Source organism: Ancylobacter radicis (assembly GCF_018449475.1).
In the GTDB taxonomy this organism is placed as follows: Bacteria; Pseudomonadota; Alphaproteobacteria; order Rhizobiales; family Xanthobacteraceae; genus Ancylobacter; species Ancylobacter radicis.
This window is the reverse complement of the sequence record NZ_JAHCQH010000021.1, coordinates 249,835-275,600: the sequence shown is the minus strand read 5'-3', so window position 1 is coordinate 275,600 and position 25,766 is coordinate 249,835. Positions and strand designations below refer to the sequence as shown.

General features: G+C 68.5%; 22 protein-coding genes. 13 read left to right on the top strand and 9 right to left on the bottom strand.

Annotation, left to right across the window (positions count from 1 at the left end):
* Positions 1–95: 95 nt before the first annotated feature.
* The 6 genes from KIP89_RS17515 to KIP89_RS17490 form a co-directional block, all read right to left on the bottom strand.
* Positions 96–362, bottom strand: a complete 267-nt coding sequence (locus KIP89_RS17515) for a hypothetical protein (RefSeq protein ID WP_213756869.1) — start codon at positions 360–362, stop codon at positions 96–98.
* A 129-nt stretch (positions 363–491) separates the two neighbouring features.
* Positions 492–1,004 (bottom strand): DUF2934 domain-containing protein, encoded by a 513-nt coding sequence (locus KIP89_RS17510; protein ID WP_213756868.1) that lies wholly within the window; start codon positions 1,002–1,004, stop codon positions 492–494.
* 62 nt (positions 1,005–1,066) lie between these two features.
* Complete coding sequence (locus tag KIP89_RS17505) at positions 1,067–1,624, bottom strand: histidine phosphatase family protein (protein ID WP_213756867.1); 558 nt, start codon at positions 1,622–1,624, stop codon at positions 1,067–1,069.
* A 144-nt stretch (positions 1,625–1,768) separates the two neighbouring features.
* Positions 1,769–2,191, bottom strand: a complete 423-nt coding sequence (locus tag KIP89_RS17500; RefSeq protein ID WP_250152597.1) for a DUF2934 domain-containing protein — start codon at positions 2,189–2,191, stop codon at positions 1,769–1,771.
* 464 nt (positions 2,192–2,655) lie between these two features.
* On the bottom strand, positions 2,656–3,153 hold the full coding sequence (locus KIP89_RS17495) for a YciE/YciF ferroxidase family protein (RefSeq protein WP_213756866.1): 498 nt from the start codon (positions 3,151–3,153) through the stop codon (positions 2,656–2,658).
* Positions 3,154–3,278: 125 nt separating this feature from the next.
* The gene (locus KIP89_RS17490) at positions 3,279–4,292 is read right to left on the bottom strand and encodes an AraC family transcriptional regulator (RefSeq protein WP_213756865.1); all 1,014 of its coding nucleotides are present in this window, start codon (positions 4,290–4,292) and stop codon (positions 3,279–3,281) included.
* Between the two features lie 128 nt (positions 4,293–4,420).
* Here KIP89_RS17490 and KIP89_RS17485 point away from each other — a divergent pair, with 128 nt between their 5' ends.
* From KIP89_RS17485 to KIP89_RS17475, 3 genes are all read left to right on the top strand, one after another.
* A complete protein-coding gene (locus KIP89_RS17485; RefSeq protein ID WP_213756864.1) occupies positions 4,421–5,905 on the top strand; it encodes an APC family permease in 1,485 nt (494 codons plus the stop codon).
* A complete protein-coding gene (locus KIP89_RS17480; protein ID WP_213756863.1) occupies positions 5,902–6,117 on the top strand; it encodes a hypothetical protein in 216 nt (71 codons plus the stop codon). Before KIP89_RS17485 ends, KIP89_RS17480 begins: the two co-directional genes overlap by 4 nt.
* Before the next feature lie 101 nt (positions 6,118–6,218).
* Entirely contained in the window at positions 6,219–8,225 is a 2,007-nt protein-coding gene (locus KIP89_RS17475; protein ID WP_213756862.1) for a primary-amine oxidase, read from the top strand.
* Positions 8,226–8,366: 141 nt separating this feature from the next.
* On the opposite strand, the gene KIP89_RS17470 is transcribed toward KIP89_RS17475, so the two are convergent.
* Positions 8,367–9,788, bottom strand: coding sequence for a helix-turn-helix domain-containing protein (locus KIP89_RS17470; protein ID WP_213756861.1), 1,422 nt, complete (start codon positions 9,786–9,788; stop codon positions 8,367–8,369).
* 143 nt (positions 9,789–9,931) lie between these two features.
* Here KIP89_RS17470 and KIP89_RS17465 point away from each other — a divergent pair, with 143 nt between their 5' ends.
* From KIP89_RS17465 to KIP89_RS17440, 6 genes are all read left to right on the top strand, one after another.
* The gene (locus tag KIP89_RS17465; RefSeq protein ID WP_213756860.1) at positions 9,932–10,159 is read left to right on the top strand and encodes a hypothetical protein; all 228 of its coding nucleotides are present in this window, start codon (positions 9,932–9,934) and stop codon (positions 10,157–10,159) included.
* A gap of 155 nt (positions 10,160–10,314) precedes the next feature.
* On the top strand, positions 10,315–11,613 hold the full coding sequence (gene aceA, locus KIP89_RS17460; RefSeq protein ID WP_250152596.1) for an isocitrate lyase: 1,299 nt from the start codon (positions 10,315–10,317) through the stop codon (positions 11,611–11,613).
* A 182-nt stretch (positions 11,614–11,795) separates the two neighbouring features.
* Positions 11,796–13,973, top strand: coding sequence for a malate synthase G (locus KIP89_RS17455; RefSeq protein WP_213756859.1), 2,178 nt, complete (start codon positions 11,796–11,798; stop codon positions 13,971–13,973).
* A gap of 230 nt (positions 13,974–14,203) precedes the next feature.
* On the top strand, positions 14,204–15,484 hold the full coding sequence (locus KIP89_RS17450) for a hypothetical protein (RefSeq protein WP_250152595.1): 1,281 nt from the start codon (positions 14,204–14,206) through the stop codon (positions 15,482–15,484).
* Complete coding sequence (locus tag KIP89_RS17445; RefSeq protein WP_213756858.1) at positions 15,481–16,278, top strand: COG3904 family protein; 798 nt, start codon at positions 15,481–15,483, stop codon at positions 16,276–16,278. Before KIP89_RS17450 ends, KIP89_RS17445 begins: the two co-directional genes overlap by 4 nt.
* A gap of 106 nt (positions 16,279–16,384) precedes the next feature.
* The gene (locus tag KIP89_RS17440; RefSeq protein ID WP_213756857.1) at positions 16,385–18,679 is read left to right on the top strand and encodes a mechanosensitive ion channel family protein; all 2,295 of its coding nucleotides are present in this window, start codon (positions 16,385–16,387) and stop codon (positions 18,677–18,679) included.
* Between the two features lie 28 nt (positions 18,680–18,707).
* Here the strand turns inward: KIP89_RS17440 and KIP89_RS17435 are convergent, their stop codons facing one another.
* Positions 18,708–19,346 (bottom strand): nitroreductase family protein, encoded by a 639-nt coding sequence (locus KIP89_RS17435; RefSeq protein WP_250152594.1) that lies wholly within the window; start codon positions 19,344–19,346, stop codon positions 18,708–18,710.
* Positions 19,347–19,514: 168 nt separating this feature from the next.
* Between KIP89_RS17435 and KIP89_RS17430 the strand changes: the two genes are divergently transcribed.
* Together KIP89_RS17430 and KIP89_RS17425 are read left to right on the top strand one after the other, a co-directional pair.
* Positions 19,515–19,832 carry a GNAT family N-acetyltransferase gene (locus KIP89_RS17430; RefSeq protein ID WP_213756856.1) on the top strand — a complete coding sequence of 106 codons (318 nt, stop codon included), beginning with the start codon at positions 19,515–19,517 and terminating at the stop codon, positions 19,830–19,832.
* A gap of 160 nt (positions 19,833–19,992) precedes the next feature.
* Complete coding sequence (locus KIP89_RS17425) at positions 19,993–22,740, top strand: DNA translocase FtsK (protein WP_213756855.1); 2,748 nt, start codon at positions 19,993–19,995, stop codon at positions 22,738–22,740.
* A gap of 20 nt (positions 22,741–22,760) precedes the next feature.
* Here the strand turns inward: KIP89_RS17425 and KIP89_RS17420 are convergent, their stop codons facing one another.
* Positions 22,761–23,129 carry a hypothetical protein gene (locus KIP89_RS17420; RefSeq protein WP_213756854.1) on the bottom strand — a complete coding sequence of 123 codons (369 nt, stop codon included), beginning with the start codon at positions 23,127–23,129 and terminating at the stop codon, positions 22,761–22,763.
* Between the two features lie 202 nt (positions 23,130–23,331).
* Between KIP89_RS17420 and KIP89_RS17415 the strand changes: the two genes are divergently transcribed.
* On the top strand, positions 23,332–24,789 hold the full coding sequence (locus tag KIP89_RS17415) for an NAD-dependent succinate-semialdehyde dehydrogenase (RefSeq protein WP_213756853.1): 1,458 nt from the start codon (positions 23,332–23,334) through the stop codon (positions 24,787–24,789).
* Between the two features lie 76 nt (positions 24,790–24,865).
* On the top strand, positions 24,866–25,705 hold the full coding sequence (locus KIP89_RS17410; protein WP_213756852.1) for an EamA family transporter: 840 nt from the start codon (positions 24,866–24,868) through the stop codon (positions 25,703–25,705).
* Positions 25,706–25,766: the final 61 nt, after the last annotated feature.

Here is a 25,766-nt window from a genome sequence, read left to right as displayed (position 1 = left end):
GGAGGAGACGCCTGTCGCGCGCCTCCCCCGGCTCAGATCAACGCCGTCGCCGCCCGAACGCCGGACGGCAAGGCGCACAGAGGACGGGCTGCGCCTCAATAGCGTTTCCCGCTCGACCACAGGCAGCCGGCCAGAAAACCGGCGGCGGCGGCGAGCACCATGCCGGGCAGCGGGTCGACATAGGCAGCCACAGCGGCATTTCCGCTGCGATAGGCGCTCTTGCCCCGCTCGCCGACGTCACCGGCGAAATTCTGCGCCGTCTCGATCGCTTCGTTCACCTTGTCACTGAGCGCCTCGGTCTCGTTCCTGGCGGCGCTGGCAAGCGAGTCGGCCTTGGACGGAAGGTCATCATTCATCGACATGGAAGTCTCCTGTAGGGGATGTCCGGGCTGCCGGGCGGGGGTGTGCGGGGCAGCATCCGATGGGGAACGCCTCGATTGACGCGCGGTTCCTGAATCGTCGCGGTCGGCCGCCCATGGCGTCCCGGCGTTTCATCCTTTCGTGCCCGGCCGGCGGCGGGCCCCGGCATTGCCGCTGAACGCGCCGGCGGTGTCGGCCATGGGCGAGGCCGCGCCGCGCCGGCTCGGGGGAACTTCCAACGTGCGGCGAATGCTGGCGATCTCGCTCACCGGCTCGACCTCGCCGCCCTGCATGCGCACATTCGGGTCCACATCGGCGGGAGTGTGCGCCCCCGGCAGGGCGCGATCCGGCTCGACCGGGATGTCGGCATTGGCGACGGGGGCGCCATCGAGCATCGGCGAGGCCGTGGGTGCGGCGGGTGCCGCGGCGGCGTCCACCGGGCTGAAGCTCTCGCCGCGATCACGGGCAGGCGGGCTCATCTCCCCGTCGTCACCCGCTGGGCCGTCATCCACCTCATCGCGGCTTGCCTCGTCGAGGCTGCGCTCGGCGCGGTGCCAATAATCGAGATCGCGCCCATCGGGCCGGCCGTCCCGCTCCCACAGAAGATAGGCCTGATGGCGAATGCGTTGCTCGCGCTCGTTCATGATGTCCTCCCTGTTCGTGCCAGCCAACGCACGGAGAGCGGAGGACGTTCCGGCGCGTTTGCTCAGGGACGGATGCGACCGACGATTTTCAGCGCGCCGCCCTCGGCCCGCAGCACCACCCCCTCGCCCGAGGCGAGATTGATGCCGGTGAGCGCGGTGATGTTCACCTGATGCGCCACCACCACCAGCGCGCCCGGCCCGCGCCAGTCGAGCAGGCGGCGGCGGGCGGCGGCGGTCTGCGCGGGCTCATCGGCTCGATCCTGAAAGAAGGAATCAAAGACCGGTTCCGCCACCACCTTACCCGGAAAGGCCAGTTCAGCGGTCTCGGTGGCGCGGCACCAGCGCGAGGTTTCCACGCGACTTACGCTCACCCGCTCGCGGGCGAAGGTCTCGCCGATCCGCCGCGCCTGCGCGCGGCCGGCGGCATCGAGGTTGCGCTGGGTGCTGCAATCGCCGATGCGGAAGCCGGCCGGATCGCCGACGCCGGGCGCGCTGGCATGGCGAAACAGCACCACGCCGCCCGCGCGCAACGCCTGCCAGGCGACGGCCTCGTCGGCGCGGGTCAGGCCGGTCATCGACACAAGAAGGGCGATGGAGGCGAGGATCAGGCGGCGGTGCATGGACGGATCTCCACAAGCGGCGGAGCGAGAGGCACCCGGCCCCGCTCCTTTGCTACGCGGAAGGGGGCCGCGACGATCACCGCCTGTCACCGGGCGTCGCGACTGCACGCCACGCCCGGCCCCGGCCTGTGGTCGACGGGACCGTCAGACCTTCGTCTTGCCGGACGGCTTTGCCGCAGGCTTGCTCTTTGCCGTAGGCTTTTCAGCAACAGGTTTGGCCGCAACAGGCTTAACAGCGGCGGGCTTCTCGGCGGCGGGCTTCTCGGCGACCGGCTTTGCCGGCTTTGCGGGAGCGGTCTTCTTGGCGGGCTTGCCGGGCGTCTGCGGAATCTGCATCTCGCCCTGGTCGGTGGCGGTGGGGAACTCGCCGGCATTGACCAGCGCCTCGATGGGCTCGGCCGCCGGCTGGGCGGCGACAGGCTGAAGCGTGGCCTGCTGGTTTTCCTCGACGGCCACCATTTCCATGGCGGCGAACCAGTGCTGCTCGGCGCGGCCGTGCGGGTACCCCTCTTCGACCCACAGCCGGTGCGCCCTCTCGCGGATGCGGTGTTCACGCTCGTCCATCATGTCCTCCCATGCGGTAGTGCTAAAACGTCGCGGCGGGGGCCGCGTTCCCCGACCCTGTGCCGCCGCGCCGAACCGTTCGGGCATCGACCGCACCCTCGCGGCAGAGAAAGCGGACGGGCGTCCAACGCGGTACTGGGTGGCCACCCTGTCATCATCGAAATGCCGCCTCAAGGTGACTGAATCGACGCCCCGCGTCGAGGGCGCGATGGGCCGCAGCGACCCGTCCTCCTGAGCCCGAACGCGGGTGGGCAGAGTTAGCAGGCTGCGAACAACACTGTGACGACGCCGCCCGCCGCGGCGACGGGCACGCTTCTCCGCTCGGCCAGCCGCCCATGCAAAAGGGCGCAAGCGGGAGGCCGCCTGCGCCCTTGTCACGGGCCGGATTGCCGGGCGGCTCGACGAGGCTGTCAAGCCGCCCGCAGCATAGGGGGCACCGGCACCTGTCCGGCGCCGACGCCGGCAGATCACGCCGCCTTCAGCGCCTTGGTGTTGGCGACCTTGTCGGCGAGCTTGGTGAGCAGGTCGTCGGTCTTCGACTCCTCCTGAAGCGTCGCGTCGAGCAGCGTCACGGCGTCGTTGAGGCCGAGTACCTTGGCCCAACGCTTCAGCGTGCCGTAGCGGGCGATCTCATAATGCTCCACCGCCTGCGCGGCGGCGGCGAGGCCCGCGTCCAGGGCCGGTTCGCCCTTGAACTCGTCCATGATCTCTTCGCCCTCTTCGAGGATGCCCTCGATCGCGGCGCAGGTCTTGCCCTGCGGGCGCTTGCCGATCATCTCGAAGATCTGCTGGAGACGTTCGATCTGGCCTTCGGTCTCGTCGCGATGCGCCTCGAAGGCCTTCTTCATCTCCGGCGACTGCGCGCCACGCGCCATCTTCGGCAGCGCCTTCAGGATCTTGCGCTCGGCGTAATAGATGTCCTTGAGCGTCTCGTGAAACAGGGTGTCGAGTGTCTTCTCCGCCATGTTCGTCTCCAGTTCATGTATCCCCTCAAGCGAGCAGACAACGGACGGCACGGGGCTTCGTTCCGTCCCGCCGGAGAATGCGGGCAGGATCAGGAACCCCTTGCCGGCGAACGGTATTGGCGCCTTCAGAGCAGCTCCCGACGCCAGCCGCGCCGCGCCCGCCAGAACACCGTGCTGTCGGCATAGCCCAGCGCCTCGGCCACATGGGCGAGGCTGGAACCGCCCTCCACCAGCTGCTCGGCGATGGAGCGGCGCTGCTCGCGCACGAGATCGCGCAGGCTCACCCCCTCCTCGGAAAGGCGGCGCTGGAGCGTGCGCGGCGACAGGCCGAGCTCGGCGGCGACCGAGGTGAGGGTCAGCGGCTTGTGGCCGAGATAGATGCCGATGACCCCGCGCACCTGATCGGCCAGCCCCGCCGCGCGCTGCGCCTTATCGCCGAGATCGGTCGCGTGCCGCTCCAATATGCCGATGAGGTCGCGATCCTCCGTGCGGTAGACGCGGTCGGCATCGGCCTTGGTCGTCAGAATGCGGTTGGCCGACTGGCCGAACAGGATCGGGCAGCGCAGCAGCCGTTGCAGCGGCGCCGGATCGAGCGGGGCACCGTGCTCAAGATGCACCTCGAGCGGGTTCCAGCCGGCGGAAAAGCAGCTGCGCACCATCTGGCAGGTCGCCGCCACCGAGAACTCGCTGTCCTGCCGGCGCGGCCACAGGCGCGGGTCTTCCAGCCGGTAGCTCCAGACCAGCCGGTCGCCCTCCTCCATCAGGCCGATGGCGGTCGCGCCCTGCACCACCGCCACATGCTTGGCCATGCGCGCCAGCGCGGCGCGGATGGTGCCGGAGAGCGAGAACAGCATGCCGATGGGGCCGATATCGGCGGGCCGGAACGCCGCGCCGAGCCGCGCGCCGAAATGAGAATCGCCGGTATGCACCGCCGCGTCCTCGAACACGGCGAGATAGCGCGCCATGGGGATAAGGGCGTAGGAATCCTCAAGCTGTGAGCGCAACAGCCCATGGCCGGCGAGGATCATGTCCGCCTTGCCGGTCAACCGGTCGAGCGGGCCCATCAGACTGAGCAGCACGGAGGCCCGAATTGAAGCGATTTCAGGCACGCGCACGGTCAAATTCGGTGCATTTGCCATCGATGGCAGCTCCCGCGCCATCACTGGCGCAAACTATCGAAATCTCGGCATATCCAGCAATTTCAGGACCACCCGACACCCTCGATATTCCCCATAGGAAATAAATGCCTCAACCAGAGGGGGTCCTCATGTCCTTGAACGATGCAGTGCCTCATGCCGTCAGCGGCGGCGCGTTGCCGCTTGCGACCGACGCCTCTGCTTCGCGGGCGCTGGCGAAGAATTCCGTCGGCCTCGCCCATATCGTGTTCTTCGTGGTGGCGGCGGCCGCGCCGCTGACCGCCGTGGTCGGCGCCTCGCCGGCCGCCTTCGCCTTTGGCAACGGGCCGGGAGTGCCCGGCGCCTTCGTGCTGGCGGGGCTGCTCTACCTCGTCTTCTCGGTCGGCTTCACCGCCATGAGCCGGCATGTCGGCGGCGCCGGCGCCTTCTACACCTATATCGCGCAGGGCATCGGCAAGCCGGCCGGGGTCGGCGGAGCGATGATGGCGCTGGTCACCTACAGCGCGGTGCAGATCGCGGTCTATGCGCTGTTCGGCGTGTTCGTCGCCGGGGCGCTGGCGCCCTTCGGCATCGAGCTGCCCTGGTGGGTCTGGGCCTATGTGGCGCTGATCGCGGTGATGGCCTGCGGCCAGCGCAACATCGCCTTTTCCGGTGCCATTCTCGGCGTGTGCATGGTGGCGGAGATCGCCATCCTGCTGCTGCTCGATATCGGCATCGTACTGAAGGGCGGCGGGCCGGAGGGCTTCACCTTCTCCGCCTTCGCGCCGTCCACCGTCTTCGCGCCGGGGCTGGGCGTGGCGCTGGTCTTCGTCATCGGCTCCTTCATCGGCTTCGAGGCCACCGCCATCTTCGGCGAGGAAGCCGAGAACCCGGAGAAGACCATTCCCCGCGCCACCTATGTCGCGGTGCTGCTGATCACCCTGTTCTACGCCTTCTCGACCTGGGCGGCCGTGCAGTTCTACGGCCCCTCGCAGGTGCAGGGCATCGCCGAAAAGGGGCTGGAGGCCTTCTACTTCACCGCCGCGGCCGAAGTGCTGGGCGGCTGGTCGGTGGAGGTGATGAACCTGCTGCTCATCACCTCGCTGTTCGCCTGCATCCTGTCCTTCCACAACACGATCAACCGCTATTTCTTCGCGCTCGGCCGCGAGGGGCTGGCACTGCGCGCGCTCGGCAAGGTGCATGAGGTGCATGGCTCGCCGCACATCGCCGGCTATGTGCAGAGCGCGGTGGCGGCAGTGATCCTCGCCCTGTTCATCGCGGCGGGCGCCGACCCCTACACCACCGTGTTCTCCTTCATGTCGGCGCTGGCCGTGCTCGGCATCCTCGCCGTGCAGGTGCTGGTGTCGCTGGCGGTGATCCGCTTCTTCCGGGTCACCCCCACCCGGCACGGCATCTGGACGACGCTCATCGCCCCCGTGCTCGGTCTTGTCGGCCTCGCCGGGGCACTGGTGCTGGTGACGGTGAACCTGTCGCTGCTGACCGGCAGCGACGGCCCGCTGGTGATGGCCTTCCCCTATGGGCTGGCCGTGGTGTTCCTGCTCGGGGCCGGCTTTGCGCTGTATCTGCGCCAGCGCCGGCCGGAGCTTTATGCCAGCCTCGGGGAGGTGTTCGCGTGAGCACGCTCAACCTCTCCCTCCATACGCACGCGTCCGCCCCGGCGCCGGGCCTCGCCCGCGACCTGACCCGCGCCGCCCTCGCCGGAGCGGTGGTCGCCCTGCTGATCGTCGCCAGCATCGAGAGCCACGCACTGTGCGAGCTGTTCTGCCTGCACGAAGCGCTGGGCGCGCCGATGGACACGGTGCTCTGCACCGCCGCCGCGCAGCCCTGATCGCGTGATCCCCTGATCCGGCGGGCGCCGCGCCCGCCTGACCCATCCCGGCGGCGGGGCTGCGGCCCCGCCGGTTCCCTCATCCGTTCGGGAGGTCCGCCATGGACGCCAAAGTCGACATCACCCACCCGCTGGACCCGCTGAGCCTTGCCGAGATCGCGCAGGCGGTCGCCATCCTCACCGCCGCGAAAGGTCTCGGGGCCTATCACCGCTTCCCCATCGTCCGGCTGGAAGAACCCGCCAAGGCCGAGCTGGCCGCCTGGCGGGCCGGGGCGCCCCTGCCGCGCCTCGCCTTCCTGCTGACGCTCGACGTGACCACGGGCGAGGCGAGCGAGGCCATCGTCGATCTCCTTACCGCGCATGTCACCTCCTTCACCATCCTGCCGAACGACCAGCCGCCCTATGGCCAGCCGCCGGTGATGATCGAGGAGTTCATCCGCGCCGAGGAGATCGTGAAGGCCGATGCCGGCTGGCGCGCGGCGGTGGCCAAGCGCGGCATCACCGAGGCCGACATCCCGCTGGTGCAGGTCGACCCGTTCTCCTCCGGCTTTTTCGGCCGTGATTTCGAGAAGGGCCGCCGCATCGTGCGTGCGGTCTCCTATTGGCGCGAGGACATCCGCGACAATGGCTATGCCCACCCGATCGAGGGCGTGGTGGCGGTGGTCGATCTCATCGCCAACAAGGTCGTCGACCTCGTGGACGAGGAGAAGATCGTCCCCGTTCCGAAGAAGAAGCGCAATTACGGCCGCGAGGCCTTCCCGGACGTGCGCACCGACATCAAGCCGCTCGACATCGTGCAGCGGCAGGGGCCGAGCTTCACCGTCGATGGCTGGCGCGTGGAGTGGCAGAACTGGAGCTTCCGCGTCGGCTTCACCCCGCGCGAGGGGCTGGTGCTGCACGAACTCGCCATCACCGATGGCGGGAAGCTGCGCCCGGTGATCTTCCGCGCCAGCGTGACCGAAATGGTCGTGCCCTATGCCGACCCGACCGCCAACCATTACTGGAAAAGCGCCTTCGACGCCGGCGAATACGGGCTCGGGCGCCTCGCCAACCAGCTGGAACTCGGCTGCGACTGCCTCGGCCACATCCATTATTTCGACGTGCCGGCCGCCGACGATCTCGGCCAGCCCTTCGTCATGAAGAACGCCATCTGCATGCATGAGGAGGACTATGGTACGCTGTGGAAGCACTATGAGTTCCGCAACGGTATCTATGAGACGCGGCGCTCGCGGCGCCTCGTGATCTCGTTCTTCGCCACGGTCGGCAATTACGATTATGGCTTCTACTGGTATCTCTACCAGGACGGCACGATCCAACTCGAGGCCAAGCTCACCGGCATCATCCAGACCGCGGCGGTGACGCCCGGCGAGGTCTATCCGTGGGGCGGCATGGTGGATGAGGGGCTGGGCGGGCCGACGCACCAGCACTTCTTCAACGCCCGTCTGCACATGGACATTGACGGCGGCGGCAACACCGTGACCGAGCATGAATTCGCCCCGCGCGCCTGGGGCGAGGACAACCCCTATGGCAATGTGTTCGACACCAAGACCCGCACCCTGAAGCGCGAGCTCGACAGCCCGGCGGTGGCCAATGGCGAGACCGGCCGCTACTGGAAGGTGGCGAACCCGCAGGCGGTCAACAGCGTCGGCAAGGCGCCCGGCTACAAGCTGGTGGTGACGCCCACCCCGGTGATGCTGGCGCAGGAAGGCTCGACGGTCGCCCGGCGCGGCGGCTTCGCCAAGAAGCACATCTGGGTCACCGCCTTCGACAAGGGCGAAAAATATGCCTCGGGCGACTACCCGAACGTGAATGCGGGCGGCGGCGGCCTGCCGGCCTATGTGGCGCAGAACCGGCCGATCGAGAACGCCGATGTCGTACTCTGGCACAGCTTCGGCCACACCCATGTGTGCAAGCCCGAGGACTTCCCGATCATGCCGGTCGAATATGCCGGCTTCCTCCTGAAGCCCAACGGCTTCTTCGCCGGCAACATCGCCATGAACCTGCCGCCGGAGAAGAACGCGCATTCGCGGGATAACCGCGAGGCGGGGGACGACGAGGGCGGCAAGGAAGGCAGCGGCAAGACGGGCGGTGGCTCCTGCTGCCATTGAGGCGGGGGCGTACAGAGGACCGTCATGGCCGGGCCTGGCCCGGCCATCCACGACTTTCCCCTCGCGCCCGGCCGAAGGCGTGGATCCCCGGGTCAAGCCCGGGGATGACGGCGCGCGGAAGACGTCGCGCTTGTAAACCCTTCACACACCCCGCCGGGCGGTGGCGTAGAAGCTCTCGGCCATTTCGGTCTCGTTCAGCGTGAAGCGGTGATCGACCGGGGGCTGGGCGCGCTGCTCGCAGTCGAGGCGCGGGCAGATGCGGCAGCCGACGCCGATCGGCACGGTCTGCGAAGGGTCGGCGAGGTTCATGCCGTCCGAATAGACCATCTGATGGGCGTGGCTGATATGGCAGCCGAGCCCGATCGACAGATGACGGCGCGGCGCGTTGTGGCGGTAGCCGCCGCGCGTGATCGAGCGGGCGATGCAGAAATAACGCTGCCCCTCCGGCATCTGGCTGAGCTGCACATTGATGCGCTCGGGATGCAGGAACGCCGCGTAGACGTTCCAGCGCGGGCAGGCACCGGAATGGCGGGAGATGTGGATTCCCGACAGCGAGAAGCGTTTTGAGATGTTGCCGGCGATGTCGGTGCGCACCAGATGCAGCGGGATGCCGCTCATGCCCGGCCGCTGCAGCGTCGTCATGCGATGGCACACCTGCTCGAACGAGGTGCGGAAGCGCCGCTGCACGCGCTCGATATCGTAGCGCGTCTCGGCGCAGGCGCGCAGGAACGGCTCATAGGGCATGACCAGCGCCGCCGCGAAATAGCTCGCCAGCGCGTTGCGGGTGAGGATCGGCGCGTCGCCGGCAAGGTTGCCGCTCTCGATCAACTGGTCGATCTCGCGCGAGGCGGCGAGCAGGCCGAGCTGGTGCGCCACCGCGAAGATCGCCGATTCGGGCGGCAGCACCTCGGCGGTGATGAGTTCGCGCGCATTGGCGTCGTGCCGGCGGGCGATGCCGGCGGGTAGCGAGGCCGAGCGCCAATTCAGCCCGAACACGTTGAACAGATAGGTCTTCAGCCCGTATTCGAAGGAATCCGAGGCGACGTCGATATCGTGCCGCACGCGCTCGGCAGCGGCTTCCAGCGTCGGGAAGTAGTTGCCATGCTCCTGGATGAAGTCGGACACCGCGTCGGTGGCGGGGTGATAGCCGATTTCGTCCGCATCGGGCACGCCGGCCGTGCCCGTGCGCCGCGCCTCGCGCAGCGTCTTGAACTGGTCGTAGAGCCGCACCACGGCGCGCCCAACCGCCGGGTTCGAGCTGGCAAGGTCGCGTATGTCCTGATTGGTCAGGCCGGCATCGGTGAACAGATCATCGCTGAACAGCTCCATCAGGTCGCCGACCAGGCGCGACTCGTCGCTCTCCACCAGTTCGCCCGGCTCAATGCCGAAATAGCCGGAGAGCTTCATCAGCAGCGGCACGGTGATGCGCCGGCGGTTGTGCTCGATCAGGTTGAGATAGCTCGCGGAAATGCCCAGCGCCGTGGCGAGGTCCGCCTGCGAGACGCGCTTGGTGCGCCGCAGCCGCTGCACGCGGCTACCAATGCGCGGTTCGGTGGCGAGCATGGCCCGCTCCTTTGCTCGGTTTACAAAACAGGCCTGTAAACTTTACAAGCCTTATCAGCTTAACATACTCATACTGCTATATTTATTGCCTGATCATGTCGAGTGTGAAATCTTTACATCACACCCTCACTGGAGGAATTGACATGACCCGACACCAGCAGCACGGCGACGAGGAATTCGTCACCATCGTCGGCGGCGACGCCGAGGAGATCAGCCGGACCTTCCGCGAGCAGGGTCTTGCCGAGCAGGATTACAGCATCGTCCACCGCATCGGCCGCCACCGCTTCGAGCTGGCGCCGGGCCAGGACCTGCACTCCCTGCTCGACGGCCGCGCTTTGGTGGCCGCGACCTATACCCGCCGGGCCCGCTAGTTCCGCCATGGCTGCCCGGCCGCGTTTCCGCCCGATCCGCTTCGATGACGCGCGAAGCGGTCGCCCCGGCGGATTGTCGGGCGCGGGGGCTGCCCCCTCCACAGCCTCCGCGCCCGCTTCGCCCCTTTCCTCACCTTCAACAGCAGGCCATTCCCATGCTGGACTCCCGCCGCGACACCCCGAGCAATCCCTTCCCCGCGCCGCACTGGGCGCCGGAACGCTGGAACGGCATCAGCCGCAGCTACGGGCCCGCTGACGTCAACCGTCTCTCCGGCTCGCTGCGCGTCGAACAGACGATCGCCCAGCACGGCGCCCGCCGCCTCTGGGAGCTTCTCCAGAGCCAGGATTATGTGCCGACGCTCGGCACCTATACCGGCGCGCAGGCGATCCAGCAGGTGAAGGCCGGGCTGGAAGCGATCTATCTCTCCGGCTGGCAGGTCGCCGCCGACGCCAATTCGTCGGGCGACATGTATCCCGACCAGAGCCTCTACCCGGTGGACAGCGTCCCCGCCGTGGTCCGGCGCATCAACAAGGCGCTGATGCGCGCCGACCAGATCCAGACCATGGAACGGGCGGACGGCATCGAGGGGCCGCAGCACGATTATTTCGTGCCGATCATCGCCGATGCCGAGGCCGGCTTCGGTGGCCAGCTCAACGCCTATGAACTGACGCGGGCGCTGATCGAGGCCGGCGCGGCGGCGGTGCATTTCGAGGACCAGCTCGCCTCGGAGAAGAAGTGCGGCCATCTCGGCGGCAAGGTGCTGGTGCCGACCCGCCAGTTCATCCGCACGCTGAACGCCGCCCGCCTCGCCGCCGACGTGCTGGGCGTGCCGACGGTGCTGATGGCGCGCACGGATGCCGAATCCGCCCGCCTCATCACCTCCGACATCGACGAGACGGACCGGCCCTTCATCACCGGCGAGCGCACCGCGGAAGGCTTCTACCGCTACAATGGCGGCTTCGAGGCCGGCATCGCCCGCGCCGTCGCCTATGCGCCCTATGCGGACCTGCTGTGGTGCGAGACCTCGACGCCGAGCCTGGACGACGCCCGCCGCTTCGCGGAAGGCGTGCACAAGGTCCATCCCGGCAAGATGCTCGCCTATAATTGCTCGCCCTCCTTCAACTGGGCCAAGCATATGGACAAGGCGCAGATGAAGGCGTTCCAGCGCGAGCTGGGGGCGATGGGCTACCGCTATCAGTTCATCACGCTGGCCGGCTTCCACAACCAGTGCTTCACCACCTTCGAACTCGCCCGGCGCTACCGGCAGGACGGCATGGCCGCCTATTCCCAGCTCCAGGAATCCGAGTTCGCGGCGGAGAAGGACGGCTTCACCGCCACGCGCCACCAGCGCGAGGTCGGCACCTCCTACTTCGACGCCATTGCCACCGTGCTCAGCGAAGGAATGAGCTCGACCACGGCGATGAAGGAATCGACCGAGACGGCGCAGTTCTGACGACCGGCCGTCCCGCCTCACGCAAGGCTGACATGCGACAGGCGCCCCCATCGGCATCTTGCCGGGGGCGCTTGTCCGACTATGTGCGATATTGCGACGCACCCAAACTCGCTGCATAGCACAAACTGGCCGACGCCCGTCTTCGGCGTCGGTCCCAATCATTGAAGGGGAGGGACCCGTCCATGAGCATTACCGACGTCGCCGGCCTTAAGGTGGACAGCGCGCTTGTCGACTTCATCAACCGTGAAGCGATCCCCGGCACCGGGGTAGACGCCGCCGCTTTCTGGAAAGGCTTCGCCGCGCTCGTGGCCGAATTCGCCCCGCGCAACCAGGCGCTGCTGGACCGCCGCGACGAGCTTCAGGCGCAGATCGACGCCTGGCATCGCGCGCACAAGAACAAGCCGGTCGATCCCGTGGCCTATGAGGTGTTCCTCGCCGAGATCGGCTATCTGATGCCCGAGCCGGAGGCGTTCGAGGTCGCGACCGCCCGCGTCGATGACGAACTCGCCCGCATTCCCGGTCCGCAGCTTGTCGTGCCCGTCACCAATGCGCGCTATGCGCTCAACGCCGCCAATGCGCGCTGGGGTAGCCTTTATGACGCGCTCTACGGCACCGACGCCCTGCCCGAGGACAATGGCGCGAGCCGTTCCAATGGCTTCAACGCGGTGCGCGCCCAGCGCGTGATCGAGCGCGCCCGCGCCTTCCTCGACGAGAGCGTGCCGCTCGCTTCCGGCAGCCATGCCGAGGTTACCTCCTACCGCGTCGCCGGCCCGGCGCTGGAGGCCGTGCTGGCCTCCGGCGCGGTGGTCGGGCTGAAGGATGCCGCCCAGTTCGCCGGCTATCGCGGCGCGGCGGGCGCACCCTCCTCGGTGCTGCTGGTCAATCACGGCCTGCATATCGACATCGTGATCGACCGTACCCACCGCATCGGCGCGACCGACCCGGCCGGCATCGCCGACATCGTGATCGAGGCGGCGGTGACCACCATCGTCGATTGCGAGGACAGCGTCGCGGCGGTGGATGCGCAGGACAAGGTGCTGGTCTATCGCAACTGGCTCGGCCTGATGAAGGGCACGCTCAGCGCGGAATTCGCCAAGGGCAAGGAAACCGTCGAGCGCCGGCTGGCGGGCGATCGCACCTATGACGCGCCGGATGGCGGCAGCCTGACCCTGCACGGGCGCAGCCTGATGCTGGTGCGCAATGTCGGCCAGCACATGATGACCGACGCGGTGCGCGACGCCGCCGGCAAGGACATCCCCGAATCCATCCTCGACGCAGCCGTGACCACGCTGATCGCCCTGCACGACCTCAAGGGCGAGAGCGCGGTGAAGAACAGCCGCACCGGCTCGGTCTATATCGTCAAGCCGAAGATGCACGGGCCGGAGGAAGTCGAGCTCGCGGTCGACCTGTTCGCCCGCGTCGAGCAGATGCTGGGCCTTGAGCCCAACACGCTGAAGATCGGCATCATGGACGAGGAGCGCCGCACCAGCGTCAACCTCGCCGCCTCGATCCGCGCGGCGCGCGAGCGCGTGGTGTTCATCAATACCGGCTTCCTCGACCGCACCGGCGACGAGATCCACACCTCGATCGAGGCCGGCCCGATGGTGCGCAAGAACGAGATGCGGGCGCAGGCCTGGATCAAGGCTTATGAGGACAACAATGTCGATGCGGGCCTTGCCGCCCATCTCGACGGCCATGGCCAGATCGGCAAGGGCATGTGGGCGATGCCCGACCGCATGGCCGACATGATGGTGCAGAAGGTCGCGCACCCGCTCGCCGGCGCCAACACGGCCTGGGTGCCCTCGCCCACCGCCGCGACGCTGCATGCGCTGCACTATCACAAGGTCGACGTGTTCGCCCGGCAGGACGAATTGCGCAGCCGCACCCCGGCCTCGCGCCGCGATATCCTGACCATCCCGGTGGTCGATCGTGGCAATTGGGAGCCGGCGGCGGTGCAGCAGGAACTGGACAACAACATCCAGGGCATTCTCGGCTATGTCGTGCGCTGGATCGACCAGGGCGTCGGCTGCTCCAAGGTGCCGGACATCCATGATGTCGGGCTGATGGAAGACCGCGCGACGCTGCGCATCTCCTCCCAGCATGTCGCCAACTGGCTGCTGCACGGCGTCGTCACCGAGAAGCAGGTGGAGGACACCTTCCGCCGCATGGCCGCGATCGTTGACCAGCAGAACGCGGGGGATCCCGACTACACGCCGATGGCGCCGGCCTTTGACGGCTTCGCCTTCCGTGCCGCGCGCGACCTCGTCTTCGAGGGCCGCACCCAGCCGAACGGCTATACCGAGTTCATCCTGACCAATCGCCGCCGGCAGGCCAAGCAGGCGCAGGCCGCCGCCGCCTGACGACGGCGACGGGTTCCGGTGAACACCGCGCACGACCACCGACTGGGAAGGCCGCTCCGGGAAACCGGGGCGGCCTTTTCGTTGTGCTTTCGCCACATTTGGCCGGCCAAGCGTCTACTTCTGCACGCCCGCCGGCCTTTGCCGGCGCCATCATACCTTCCGATAGGTCACATTGCCGGCGCAAAGTCCGGGCCTGATTGAGGAAATTCCTCTGATGGCGGACCCACCCCATGGCTTCTGCGCTGCGTGCGGGCGTCGCCGGGCTTGATGTGACCCTGCGCATCACGCTCGGCGTGCTGGCTCTGGCTTCCGGCGTCTACACCTATCTCGGCGTGCGCGACCTGCTGGACGGCTCGCCGGTCATCACCGTCTTCGCGGCGCTGATCTATTCGACCGCCGTCTCGGTGGCGATCTACGCCTTCTGGACCATGCTGCTGACCTTCCTGCCGCATGTACGCGACGCGGCGAGCCGCGTCTGGCTCACCGCCGCCATGGTGCTGGGATCGCTGATGATCGTCGCCATGTCGTCCTGGCTGAACGCGGCGGCGCTGGCGGGCTCGGCGGCGATCGAGCAGCATCTCGCCGTCACGCTCCAGGATTACACGCGCGATCTCGACGCGGCGCATAACCGCGCGCTCGGCGCCCAGAGCCTCACGCCGGACATCCAGCTCGCCTCGACGCGCTTTGCCCGCCTCGCCGAGGCCGAACGCTCCGGCGCGCTCACCGGCACGGGCGGCTCGGGCACGGTGGTACAGTTGCTCACCCAGATGTCGAACCAGCTCGACGATCTCGGCCGCCAGCTAACCGAGAGCGGGGAGCGCACCCGCCAGCTCTATGCCGAAGGCAGCGCGCAGATCGCCAAGATGCGCGAGACGGTGTCCGGCAGCGGCGCGATCCGGGAGCGCAGCGATGCCTTCGGCGCCGAGGCGTTGCGTCTCGTCGGCACTATCGCGGCGATGGAGCAGAGCTCGATGGCCCCGGCGGTGAAGCGCGCGGCGGACGACATGGCGCGCGGTTTCATCGCTCCGGCGGCGGACGGGCGCAGCGCAGATCTGGCCGGGCGGCAGAACGCGGTGGTCGGCAATGTCGAGCGGGCGGTGGCCGTGCAGGCCCGCGCGCTGTCGCAGGCGGCGGACGACATCATCGGTTCCGGCCCGGTGGAGCCGGCGCGGTTCCAGCCGCTCTCCACCGCCGAGGCGGTGCTGCGCTATGCCGGCGACTTCCTGCCAAGCTGGGCCGGCGCCATCTCCATCGACCTCCTGCCCGCCGTGCTGGTGCTGGCGCTCTGCGTCGTCCATGCCGCGCTGCGGCGGGAGGACGCGCCTGCCGATGCCGAGACCATGACCGCCGCCCAGCTCATCACCGCCATGCGGCTGCTGCGCGAGGTGAGGCAGGAGGAGGCCGGCCCGGACGGTACGGAGAGAACTGACGATCTCGACGCGGAGGTGGCCACCGCGCTCGCGGCCTCCACCGTCACCCCGCTCCCCGGACGCGGGGCGCGCAAGGAATGAGCGCGACCGACACAGTGCCGGCAACCGCCCCGCTCTGGCGCCGCTGGCTCGGTGCCCGGCCGGACGAGACGGTGCTGCGCGCGGTGTTCCGCACGCTCATCGTGCTCAGCCTCGCGGTGATCGGCTGGGATGCCTATGACCGCGCGGAGCAGGCCGCCAACGCCCCACCGCCCGCTTTGCTACCGGGCGAGCAGCCGGAGGCGCGGCCCTTCCTGCCCTCGGCCCGGCCGGGTGTCGACCCCGCGCAGGAGGAGCGTACCCGCCCGGCGCCGCAGGCCGATCTGCGCCAGGCGATGACGCTGGAACTCGTCGCCGGCGGGCGGCTGGAGGCGCGCGGCACCATCACGCCCGGCACGGCGGAACGCTTCGTCGCCGAAGTGGAAAAGCGCGGCGCCTATGTCACCACCGTCGTGCTGAACTCGCCCGGCGGCTCGGTGAGCGACGCGCTCGCCATGGGCCGGCTGATCCGCGAGAAGGGCTTTGCCACCGAGGTGCCGGCGGAGGCGCATTGTGCTTCCTCCTGCCCGCTGGTCTTCGCCGGCGGGGTGTGGCGCGTCGCCAAGGCGGGGGCCTCGCTCGGCGTGCATCAGGTCTTCGCCATGGCGCCCGGCGGCGGGGCGGCCGATACCGGCATGGCGAGCGCGCAGCGCGTCTCCGCCGAATGCCAGCGCCATCTGGTGGCGATGGGCGTCGATCCGCGCGTATGGATTCACGCCATGGAGACGCCGCCGGAAAAGCTGTTCTACTTCTCGCCGCCGGAACTGGCCGAACTGAAGCTCGTCACGGGAGCCTAAGGGCGGACAAATCCTGATGGACGCTCCCGACGCGGCGTAACATAGTGCCGGCAAGGTCCGTATCCTCTTGTGGCCGCCATTCCGGTGGCCCGTTGCGGCGCGTCCCATGAGCGTTCTCGTGCGTTTCCGCCTACTGCCCACCGTGCTCGCGCTCTCTCTGCTGACGGCGATGAGCCTGCCCGCGCGCGCCCAGACCGCCGCGCCGGCGGAGAGCGCCATCCCCACGACGGCGCCGCTGCCGATCAGCCCGCAGCAGTTCGATCAACTGGTCGACGCCCTCTCCAAGGCCGTGGCCGAGCGGCTGAAGGCAGAACAGGTGGCCGCGCCCGCCGGCACAACGACGCCCGCGACGGCAGCCGCGCCGGCTTCTCCCCCCGCCGCCCCGCCCATGATGGACATGGAGATGGAGGAGCCGCTCAGCGAGGTCTTCATCGAGGTGGTGGAGCGCGGCGACGATGCGCTGGAGCATTTTCCGGCGCTGATCCAGCAAGCCGTGCGCATTCCCATGATCCTCGGCCCGGACCTCAATAGCGGGCGCGATCCGAACCGCTTTCTCCTGCTGCTCGCCGCCTGCGTCGCGGCGGCGCTGGCGACGGAGGGGTTGCTGCGGCTCGCTTTGCGCTGGCCCCGCCGCTATCTGGCGAGCCGCGTCGAGGGCGCCGCCTCGATCTGGGCGCTGGCGGCGCTGATCGGCCTCGACGTGGTGGTGCTGACCGGCATGTGGCTGGTGACGCACGGCTTCGTCGTCGGCCTGTTCGCCGGCAGCGAGCCGCAGGCGCGCTTCGGCTATCTCGTGCTCACCAGCGTGTTCTACTGGCGGCTCTATCTGCTGATCTTCCGCATTCCGCTCCGGCCGAAGCTGGCACCGGCCCGGCTGGCCGATATTGGCGACGATGATGCGCGCCGGATCTATCGCTGGGCCTCGGCGGTGATCCTCATCGCCATTGTGCTCGCGGATATTCGCCGCATCCTCGAAGGCATGCAGTCGCCGCCGCTGGTGGTCGCCTGCGCCATGCTGATCAACACGATGATCCTCACCAGCGTGCTGATCGCCGCCTCGGTGCATATTCGCGAGCCGGTCGCCAAATGGCTGCACGGCCTCACCCAGAGCGGGCGGCCGGGGGCGCTGGCCGGTCTCGCCGCGCGCTGGTGGCTGGCGGTGGCGATCCCCTTCTTCCTCGCGCTCGGCATGGCGCGGGTCTATGGCGCGCTCACCTCGCTGGAGGGCATCCACCTCGCCATCCTGATGACGTTGGACGTGCTGATCGCGCTGATCGTCATCGAATCCTTCATGGACAAGGTCTGCCGGCTGATGCGGAGCGAGACCGCGTCGGGCGGGAAGCCGGAAAGCCGCGAGCGGCTGGTCGAGGCGATCATGCGCTGCGTGCGCGTGGCCGTGCTGCTCGGCGCCATGTCGCTCACCATCCGCATCTGGCTGGTCTATGGCATCGGCATGATGGACAACAGCCGCTACAACGCGATCGCCGGGGCCGCCCTGCCGGCCGGCGCGATCCTGCTCGGCGCCTATTGCGCCTGGCAGGCGGTGATCTATGTCACCGGCAAGCACGCCGGCAAGCGCAGCACCACCATGCCCGGCCTCGACGCCGAGGACGGCAATGAGGGCCCGGCCTCGCGGATGAGCACGCTCATGCCGCTGCTGCGCGTGACCCTGCTGCTCGCCATCATCATCCTCGCCGGGCTGACGATGCTCGGCCAGCTCGGCATCGACGTCGTGCCGCTGATCGCCGGCGCCTCCATCATCGGCCTCGCTATCTCCTTCGGCAGCCAGACGCTGGTGAAGGACATCGTCTCGGGCGTGTTCTATCTGGTGGACGATGCCTTCCGGGTCGGCGAGTACATCGATTGTGGCAAGGCCACAGGCACGGTGGAAGGCTTCACCCTGCGCTCGCTGAAGCTGCGCCACCAGAACGGCCAGATCCACACCATCCCGTTCGGCCAGCTCGGGCAGGTGACCAATTTCAGCCGCGACTGGACGACGATGAAGTTCAACCTGCGCTTCGCCCGCAACACCGATCTGGAAAAGCTGCGCAAGACGGTGAAGCGGATCGGCCTCGAAATGCTGGAAGACCCGGAACTCAAGGAAGAGTTCCTGATGCCGCTGAAGATGCAGGGCGTTGCCGATATCGACGACACCGCGCTGATCGTGCGCTTCAAATTCACCGTGCGCCCGGTCAAGCCGACCGTGGTGCGGCGCGAGGCGATCAAGCGGATGATCTTCCAGCTCCCCGAGCAGGGCATCGAATTCGCCAACAACACGGTCGCCGTGCAGTCGCTCGCCGCGCCCGAGCATGGCGGCGCGGCCGCGGCGGTGGCGACCGCGCGGGCGCGCGCGGCCAACGACCTGCTGCAGCAGGCGGAAGCCGAGGCCGCCGCGAGCTGAGGCAACGGCTAGCTGAGACGTTAGGACGTCAATCGGCCGGGGGCGTCCAGCGCGTGGTGAGCGCCGCCACATCCGGGCGCGCTCGCTCGCTCGGGGGCTCCTTGGCCGTGCCGACATGCAGGATTCCGGCGACGCGCTCGCCCTCGCTCACGCCGAGCAGGCGCACCGCCGCGTCATGGGTCGCCGCCCAGCCTGTCACCCAGATGCCGGCATAGCCGAGCACATGGGCGCCGTGCAGCAGGTTCATGCACACCGCGCCGGCGGACAATTCCTGCTCGAACGGCGGAATGCTGGTGCCCTCGACCGGGCGGCTGACCACCACCACCGCCAGCGGCGCCGGGAACAGGCGGGACATGATGCCGGCGAACTTCTCCCGCTTCTCCGGCGCCATGTGCGGGTTGCCGGCGCGATAGGCCTGCGCCAGCCGGGCGCCCAGCGCGGCGCGCGCCTCGCCCTCGATCAGGATGAAGCGCCAGGGCGTCAGCATCGCATGGTCGGGCGCACGGGCGGCAAGGGTGAGCAGCGTCTCGATGTCGGCTGCGCTCGGGCCGGGTTCGGCCAGCCCTGCCGCCGCCACCGAGCGGCGGGAAGCGAGCGCCGCCAGCAGCGCCGCGCGGGGATTGGCCGGGGCAGCGTTCCCGTGAGCGATCGTCGTCATGTCGGACATCTGAGCCTTTCCACGGCGCGTTCCGGCTCTAGATGGAAGCCGTGACGCGACAAATTCACCTGCAGGGCCAGCGCGAGGGGCGACTCGCCGGCCGTTTTGGTCGACAATATCCCATGGTCGCCCCAAACCATCCCGACATAACAGGGAGCGGCCCCCAAGGAGCAAGAGATGAGCATCAACGGCGAAATCCCCGTTCGTGACAACCGCGCCGCCGACCGTTTCGAGATCGAGCAGGACGGCCACCTCGCCGTCGCCCAGTATATTCTGGCGCCGGACCACATCATCTTCACGCATACGGAAGTGCCGCCGGAGCTTGGCGGGCGCGGCATCGCCACGCGCCTTGTCGAGGCGGGCCTGGCCAGCGCGCGCGAGCGCGGCCTCTCCGTGGTACCGCGCTGTTCGGTGTTCGGCCGCTACATGATGAAGCGTCCCGAGACGCATGACCTGATGGCGCCGGAAATCCGCGCCACGCTCGGCCTCGCCTGACCCCGGCGGCTGACACATACGTGCCACACTCCGGGGAAAACCCGCCGCTCCATACCCTTCATTAACGCTGTGCTCCTAACCATGGAGCACGGCCGAAGGGGCGCCAACCGCGCTCGGCGGTCGGTGCCCCCCGGTATCAGCGGCAAAGGTTCTGGCGTCCATGCGTACCCCGGCGCGTCCGTCCGATTCGAACGAGACCAAGCCTTCCGAGGCGAGCGAGAGCGCGCCGCGCTTTGTCTCGCGCGCGAATCCCAAGCCCGTCTTCGCGCCGCCGGCGCCGAAGGGGGCCAAGGCCGGCAAGGCATCCCCGGTCGGCACGCCCGGCCGGGTGCTGGTGCCGAGCTGGCTACAGCCCTTCACGCTGCCCTCCAACACCCGTTTCACCCGAACGCCGGACTACCTGCTGCGCAAGCCGGTGGCCGAGACGCCCGCGCCGACGCCGGACGAGCCCGCCTTCGACGGCACGAGCTTCGCGAGCGCCACCTTGTCCAGCACCGCGCTGGTGCCGCCGCGCCCCTCGCAGACCCCCGTGCTGCGCGTGCCGCCGCGCAAGCCGCCGCTCGGCGTCGCCACCAAGCCGCTGATCGCCGCCGATGCCCGCCGGGCGCTGGCCGCGCAGGATACCGTGCTGCGCGAGGCGGCTGACGCCGTCGCTATCGCCGCCGCGTCGATCCCGGCCGCGTCGATTCCGACCGAGCCGGTGTCCGTTTCGCCCGCCCCCGCGCTTGATGTGCCGCCCGCCGCCGCGCCGGCGCAGAGCGTGTATCTCACGGCGGCGCCGCTGCCCGTGGAGGCCGGACCGCCCTCGTCGATCCGCCAGATCGCCGGCATGATCCAGCTCGGCTGGGACGTGCCCCCGGTCGTGCCGGCTCATCAGGACGTCGTGCAGCAGGACACCGCCCAGCTCGGCACGGTGCAGTTCGACGCGATGCAGCAGGATACGGCGCTGCTTGAGGATGACGGGCTGGACGATGACGAGGACTGGCTGGCGGCGGCGGAAGCCTTCGCCGCGCTGCCCTATGACGACGACGAGGGCGATGATCAGAACGACGACCTGGCCGGTTTCGACGCGCCGCCGCAGGAAGACGCGCCAGCCTATGCAGAGAGCCCCGAGCCCCTCGCCGCCGACACCCTGGCGGCCGGACCGGAGTTTGGCATTTCCCTGCCGAGCCTTGGCGGCTACACGGTCGCGCCGACCGAGGTGTCCTTCTCCTGGCCCAGCTTCGCCCTGGTCCCGGCTCCCGCCCCCGTCGCGGAGGCCGAACCCGCTGCCGCGCCCGTGGTCGCCGACATCATCCCCGCCCCGACGCCCATCGCGCCGGCTCCCGTCACCGCCCTGCGCCCGGCTCCCGCTCCGCGCCCGGTGGCTGTGGCCCGCCCGGCCCTGCCGGGCGACGAGTATGAGCTTCCCCCGCTCGACCTGCTGACCGAGCCGCCACAGAACGAACCGGATTACGAGCTGTCCGAGGAATTCCTCGAGCGCAATTCGGTGAAGCTGCAGCAGGTGCTGCATGATTTCGGCGTGCGCGGCGAGATCATCGACGCCAATCCCGGCCCGGTCGTCACGCTCTATGAGCTGGAGCCGGCCCCCGGCATCAAGTCGAGCCGCGTCATCGGTCTGTCCGCCGATATCGCCCGCTCGATGAGCGCCATCTCCGCCCGCGTCGCGGTGGTGGAAGGGCGCAACGTCATCGGCATCGAGCTGCCCAATCAGCGCCGCGAGACGGTGTGGCTGCGCGAGATGCTGGCGAGCCATGAATTCGAGGCCGCCAAGGCCAAGCTCGGCATCGGGCTCGGCAAGACCATTGGCGGCGAGCCGGTGATCGTCGATCTCGCCCGCATGCCGCATCTGCTGGTCGCCGGCACCACCGGCTCGGGCAAGTCGGTCGCCATCAACACGATGATCCTCTCCCTGCTCTACCGCCACCGGCCCGAGCAGTGCCGCCTCATCATGATCGACCCGAAAATGCTGGAACTCTCGGTCTATGAGGGCATCCCGCATCTGCTGACCCCCGTCGTCACCGACCCGAAGAAGGCGATCGTCGCGCTGAAATGGGCGGTGCGCGAGATGGAGGACCGCTACAAGAAGATGAGCCGCCTCGGCGTGCGCAACATTGACGGCTTCAATGCCCGCGTGGCGGAGGCGGCCGCCAAGGGCGAGATCATCACCCGCACGGTGCAGAAGGGCTTCGATCGCGAGACCGGGGAGATCATCGAGGAAGAGGAGATCATGGATCTCGCTCCCCTGCCCTATATCGTCATCGTGGTCGACGAGATGGCCGACCTGATGATGGTGGCCGGCAAGGAAATCGAAGGCGCCATCCAGCGTCTTGCCCAGATGGCCCGCGCCGCCGGCATCCACCTGATCATGGCGACGCAGCGCCCGAGCGTCGACGTCATCACCGGCACCATCAAGGCGAATTTCCCGACCCGGATTTCCTTCCAGGTCACCTCGAAGATCGACAGCCGCACCATCCTTGGCGAAATGGGCGCCGAGCAGCTGCTGGGTCAGGGCGACATGCTCTATATGGCCGGCGGCGGGCGCATCTCGCGCGTGCACGGCCCGTTCGTATCCGATCAGGAAGTCGAGCGCGTGGTCGAGCACCTGAAGTGTCAGGCGCGGCCGGAATATCTCGACGAGGTCACGGCCGAGGAAGAGGACGAGCCGATCCCCGACGATGCGGCGGTGTTCGACAAGACCGCCATGGGCGACGAGCCGGGCGAGGTCTACGATCAGGCGGTGGCCGTGGTGATGCGCGACAAGAAGGCGTCCACCTCCTACATCCAGCGCCGCCTCCAGATCGGCTACAACCGCGCCGCCTCGATCATGGAGCGGATGGAGAACGAGGGCATCGTCGGCCCGGCCAACCATGCCGGCAAGCGCGAGATCCTGCGCGAGAGCCGCTGAGAGCCGGCTCGCGCGGGGCCTCACGCCATGAGCGCGGCCCAGATGGCGAGCAGCGCGCCCGTCACCACCACCGCGCCGGCCAGCAGATAGGCGGCGCGGCGGTTGCCGGTGCGCGTGCGGGCAACCCGTTCCCCCGGCATCTGGCCGGGATGGCTGTCATGGGCCTGGTCATTATAGGGACGAGACCTCTCGCCGGTGTCGCCCGGCGGGGTCCTGCCACTGGCGCGCGCCGCGGTGGCCTGTGCCAATTCGATCCGTTCCGCGGTCGGCGGCGTGCCGGCGGCCTCGTCATCGGTGCCGAGCGGCGCCGCCGCCGGATCGGAGAACGGCACCTTGTCGCCGGTGCGTCCCCGGTCGATATCCTCACGCAGTCGATCCGCCGTCGCCATTGGTTCCGCTCGCTGCTGCTGCTCCGACGGTAACGGCCCCGACGCATCCGGGTTCCGCGCTTGTGCCGCTGCGGCAGGGGTGCGCTTGTGCGCGAATGCGCCAGCGGCCCCGCGCTCACACCCCTTTCACATTGCGGTCAGGAACATTAGGTGTGATCCATCCGATGCCGGCCCGGCCGGCCCCCTGCCGAAAGGACAGACCATGCTCACCGTCTCCTATCCCGACGTCCAGCTTTTCATTGACGGTCAGTGGCGGGGAGGTAGCGGGCATGATGGGGCGCCGGCGACGCAGCCCATCATCAATCCGGCGACCGAGGAAGTGATCGGCACCCTCGCCCATGCGAGCCGCGCCGACCTCGACGCGGCGCTCATCGCCGCCGAAAAGGGCTTCGCCACCTGGCGCCATACCGCCCCGCATGAACGCTACAAGCTGATGCGCAAGGCCGCCGAGCTGCTGCGCGAGCGGGCGGAAGACATCTCCCGCATCATGACCATGGAGCAGGGCAAGCCGGTCGCGGAAGCCCGCGTCGAGACCCTCGCCGCCGCCGACATCATCGACTGGTTCGCCGAGGAAGGCCGCCGCCAGTATGGCCGCCTGATCCCCGCGCGCGCCGCCGGCATCCAGCAGATCGTGCATCGCGAGCCGGTCGGCGTCGTCGCCGCCTTCACGCCATGGAACTTCCCGATCAACCAGGCGGTGCGCAAGGTTTCCGCCGCGCTGGCCGCCGGCTGCGCGGTGATCCTCAAGGGACCGGAAGAGACGCCGGCGAGCTGTGCCGCCCTCGTCAAGGCCTATGAGGATGCCGGCCTGCCCCAGGGCGTGATCAACCTCGTCTTCGGCGTGCCCGCGGAAATCTCGCAGTACCTGATCCCGCACCCGATCGTGAAGAAGATCTCCTTCACCGGCTCCACCGTGGTCGGCAAGCAGCTCGCCGCGCTCGCCGGCGCGCATATGAAGCGCGTCACCATGGAACTCGGCGGCCATGCCCCGGCCGTGGTGTTCGAGGATGCCGATGTCGAGGTGGCGGTGAAGCTGCTGTCCGGCGCCAAGTTCCGCAACGCCGGTCAGGTCTGCGTCTCGCCGACCCGCTTCCTCGTGCATCAGGACATCTATCAGCGTTTCGTCGACGGCTTCACCGAGGCGGTGCAGACCGTGAAGGTCGGCAACGGCCTCGATGAGAGCGTGCGCATGGGCCCGCTGGCCAATGCCCGCCGCGTCGAGGCGATGGAGGCGCTGACCGCCGACGCCGTGGCCAAGGGCGCGACCCTGCGCACCGGCGGCGAGCGCATCGGCAATAATGGCTATTTCTTCCAGCCCACCGTGCTGACCGACCTCTCCCCCGATGCCCGCATCCTCAATGAGGAGCCCTTCGGGCCGGTCGTGCCGGTGATGCCGTTCTCCTCCATGGAGGCGGTGATCGCTGAGGCCAACCGCCTGCCGTTCGGCCTTGCCGCCTATGCCTACACCACCTCCGGGTCGCGCGCCGACGAGTTCGCCCGCCGGGTGGAAAGCGGCATGGTCTCGATCAACCATCACGGCCTGGCGTTGCCCGAGACGCCCTTCGGCGGCATGAAGGATTCCGGCTACGGTTCGGAAGGCGGCACCGAGGCGATGGAAGCCTATGTGAACACCAAGTTCGTCACCCAGCTCGGGGTCTGACGCCGCGTAATCGCTCGGCAGCGGGCGCGGGATAGGGTATTATCGTAGTCCCTTCCCCGCGACCCGCTGCCACCCGATGGAACTCTCCATATTCCTGGTCGTGCTCCTCTCTGCCGTGATGCAGGCGGGGTGGAACGTGATCCTCAAGATCCGGCTCGATCCGTTCAGCGCGCTGGTGCTGGTCGGCATCTGCGGGGGCATCGTGGCGCTGCCCTTCGCGCTGTGGTTCGGCCTGCCCGGCCCCACCGTGCTGCCCTGGATCGGCGCCTCGGTGGTCTGCCACCTGTCCTATTACGCCTTCCTCATCGGCGCCTATACGCGGGCCGATCTGGGCATGACCTATCCGGTGGCGCGCGGCAGCGCCCTGCTGATGACGGCGGCGGTCTCGATCCTGTTCCTGCACGAGCCGATCGGCCTGATCGGGACGATCGGTATCCTCCTGCTCGCGTCGAGCATCCTGATCATGGCGCGCCACGCCTTCGGCCACAGCCTGGAAGGGCGGGCGCTCGTGCTGGCGCTCGGCTCCGGCGTGGCGGTGACCGCCTTCACCGTCATTGACGGCACCGCCGCGCGATTGACCGGCCAGGCCAATCTCTACACCACCTGGCTGTTCGTCTTCGATGCGGTCGTGATCGCGGTTCTGGTCCTGGCGTGGAAGGGGCGGGCCGTGCTCGGGCCGATGATGGCCTTCCTTCCCTGGGGATTGCTCGGCGGCGCCATGCTGTTCGTGAGCTACTGGCTCTCGGTCTGGGCGATGACCAAGGCGCCGATCGGGCTGGTGACGGCAGTGCGGGAATCCAGCGTGCTGTTCGGCGCCATCATGGCGGTGACGCTGCTGCGCGAGCCGCTGCGCGCCGACCGGGTAATCGCGGCGGTGCTGGTGGTCGGCGGGCTGACCCTGATCAAGATCCACTAGAACCTTTTGCCGGCTCAGCGAAAGCTCGGCAAGGCGGCGTGAATCAGCTAACGACGGGGCG

Bases quoted from the DNA above. Each gene is read 5' to 3' on its own strand.
- KIP89_RS17430 (WP_213756856.1), top strand. From the start codon at position 19,515: ATGAGCATCAACGGCGAAATCCCCGTTCGTGACAACCGCGCCGCCGAC.
- KIP89_RS17410 (WP_213756852.1), top strand. From the start codon at position 24,866: ATGGAACTCTCCATATTCCTGGTCGTGCTCCTCTCTGCCGTGATGCAG.
- KIP89_RS17425 (WP_213756855.1), top strand. From the start codon at position 19,993: ATGCGTACCCCGGCGCGTCCGTCCGATTCGAACGAGACCAAGCCTTCC.
- KIP89_RS17470 (WP_213756861.1), bottom strand. From the start codon at position 9,788: ATGCTCGCCACCGAACCGCGCATTGGTAGCCGCGTGCAGCGGCTGCGG.
- KIP89_RS17445 (WP_213756858.1), top strand. From the start codon at position 15,481: ATGAGCGCGACCGACACAGTGCCGGCAACCGCCCCGCTCTGGCGCCGC.
- KIP89_RS17450 (WP_250152595.1), top strand. From the start codon at position 14,204: ATGGCTTCTGCGCTGCGTGCGGGCGTCGCCGGGCTTGATGTGACCCTG.
- KIP89_RS17440 (WP_213756857.1), top strand. From the start codon at position 16,385: ATGAGCGTTCTCGTGCGTTTCCGCCTACTGCCCACCGTGCTCGCGCTC.
- KIP89_RS17505 (WP_213756867.1), bottom strand. From the start codon at position 1,624: ATGCACCGCCGCCTGATCCTCGCCTCCATCGCCCTTCTTGTGTCGATG.
- KIP89_RS17420 (WP_213756854.1), bottom strand. From the start codon at position 23,129: ATGGCGACGGCGGATCGACTGCGTGAGGATATCGACCGGGGACGCACC.
- KIP89_RS17510 (WP_213756868.1), bottom strand. From the start codon at position 1,004: ATGAACGAGCGCGAGCAACGCATTCGCCATCAGGCCTATCTTCTGTGG.
- KIP89_RS17485 (WP_213756864.1), top strand. From the start codon at position 4,421: ATGTCCTTGAACGATGCAGTGCCTCATGCCGTCAGCGGCGGCGCGTTG.
- KIP89_RS17435 (WP_250152594.1), bottom strand. From the start codon at position 19,346: ATGTCCGACATGACGACGATCGCTCACGGGAACGCTGCCCCGGCCAAT.
- KIP89_RS17495 (WP_213756866.1), bottom strand. From the start codon at position 3,153: ATGGCGGAGAAGACACTCGACACCCTGTTTCACGAGACGCTCAAGGAC.
- KIP89_RS17415 (WP_213756853.1), top strand. From the start codon at position 23,332: ATGCTCACCGTCTCCTATCCCGACGTCCAGCTTTTCATTGACGGTCAG.
- KIP89_RS17465 (WP_213756860.1), top strand. From the start codon at position 9,932: ATGACCCGACACCAGCAGCACGGCGACGAGGAATTCGTCACCATCGTC.
- KIP89_RS17455 (WP_213756859.1), top strand. From the start codon at position 11,796: ATGAGCATTACCGACGTCGCCGGCCTTAAGGTGGACAGCGCGCTTGTC.
- aceA (WP_250152596.1), top strand. From the start codon at position 10,315: ATGCTGGACTCCCGCCGCGACACCCCGAGCAATCCCTTCCCCGCGCCG.
- KIP89_RS17515 (WP_213756869.1), bottom strand. From the start codon at position 362: ATGTCGATGAATGATGACCTTCCGTCCAAGGCCGACTCGCTTGCCAGC.
- KIP89_RS17490 (WP_213756865.1), bottom strand. From the start codon at position 4,292: ATGGCAAATGCACCGAATTTGACCGTGCGCGTGCCTGAAATCGCTTCA.
- KIP89_RS17475 (WP_213756862.1), top strand. From the start codon at position 6,219: ATGGACGCCAAAGTCGACATCACCCACCCGCTGGACCCGCTGAGCCTT.
- KIP89_RS17500 (WP_250152597.1), bottom strand. From the start codon at position 2,191: ATGATGGACGAGCGTGAACACCGCATCCGCGAGAGGGCGCACCGGCTG.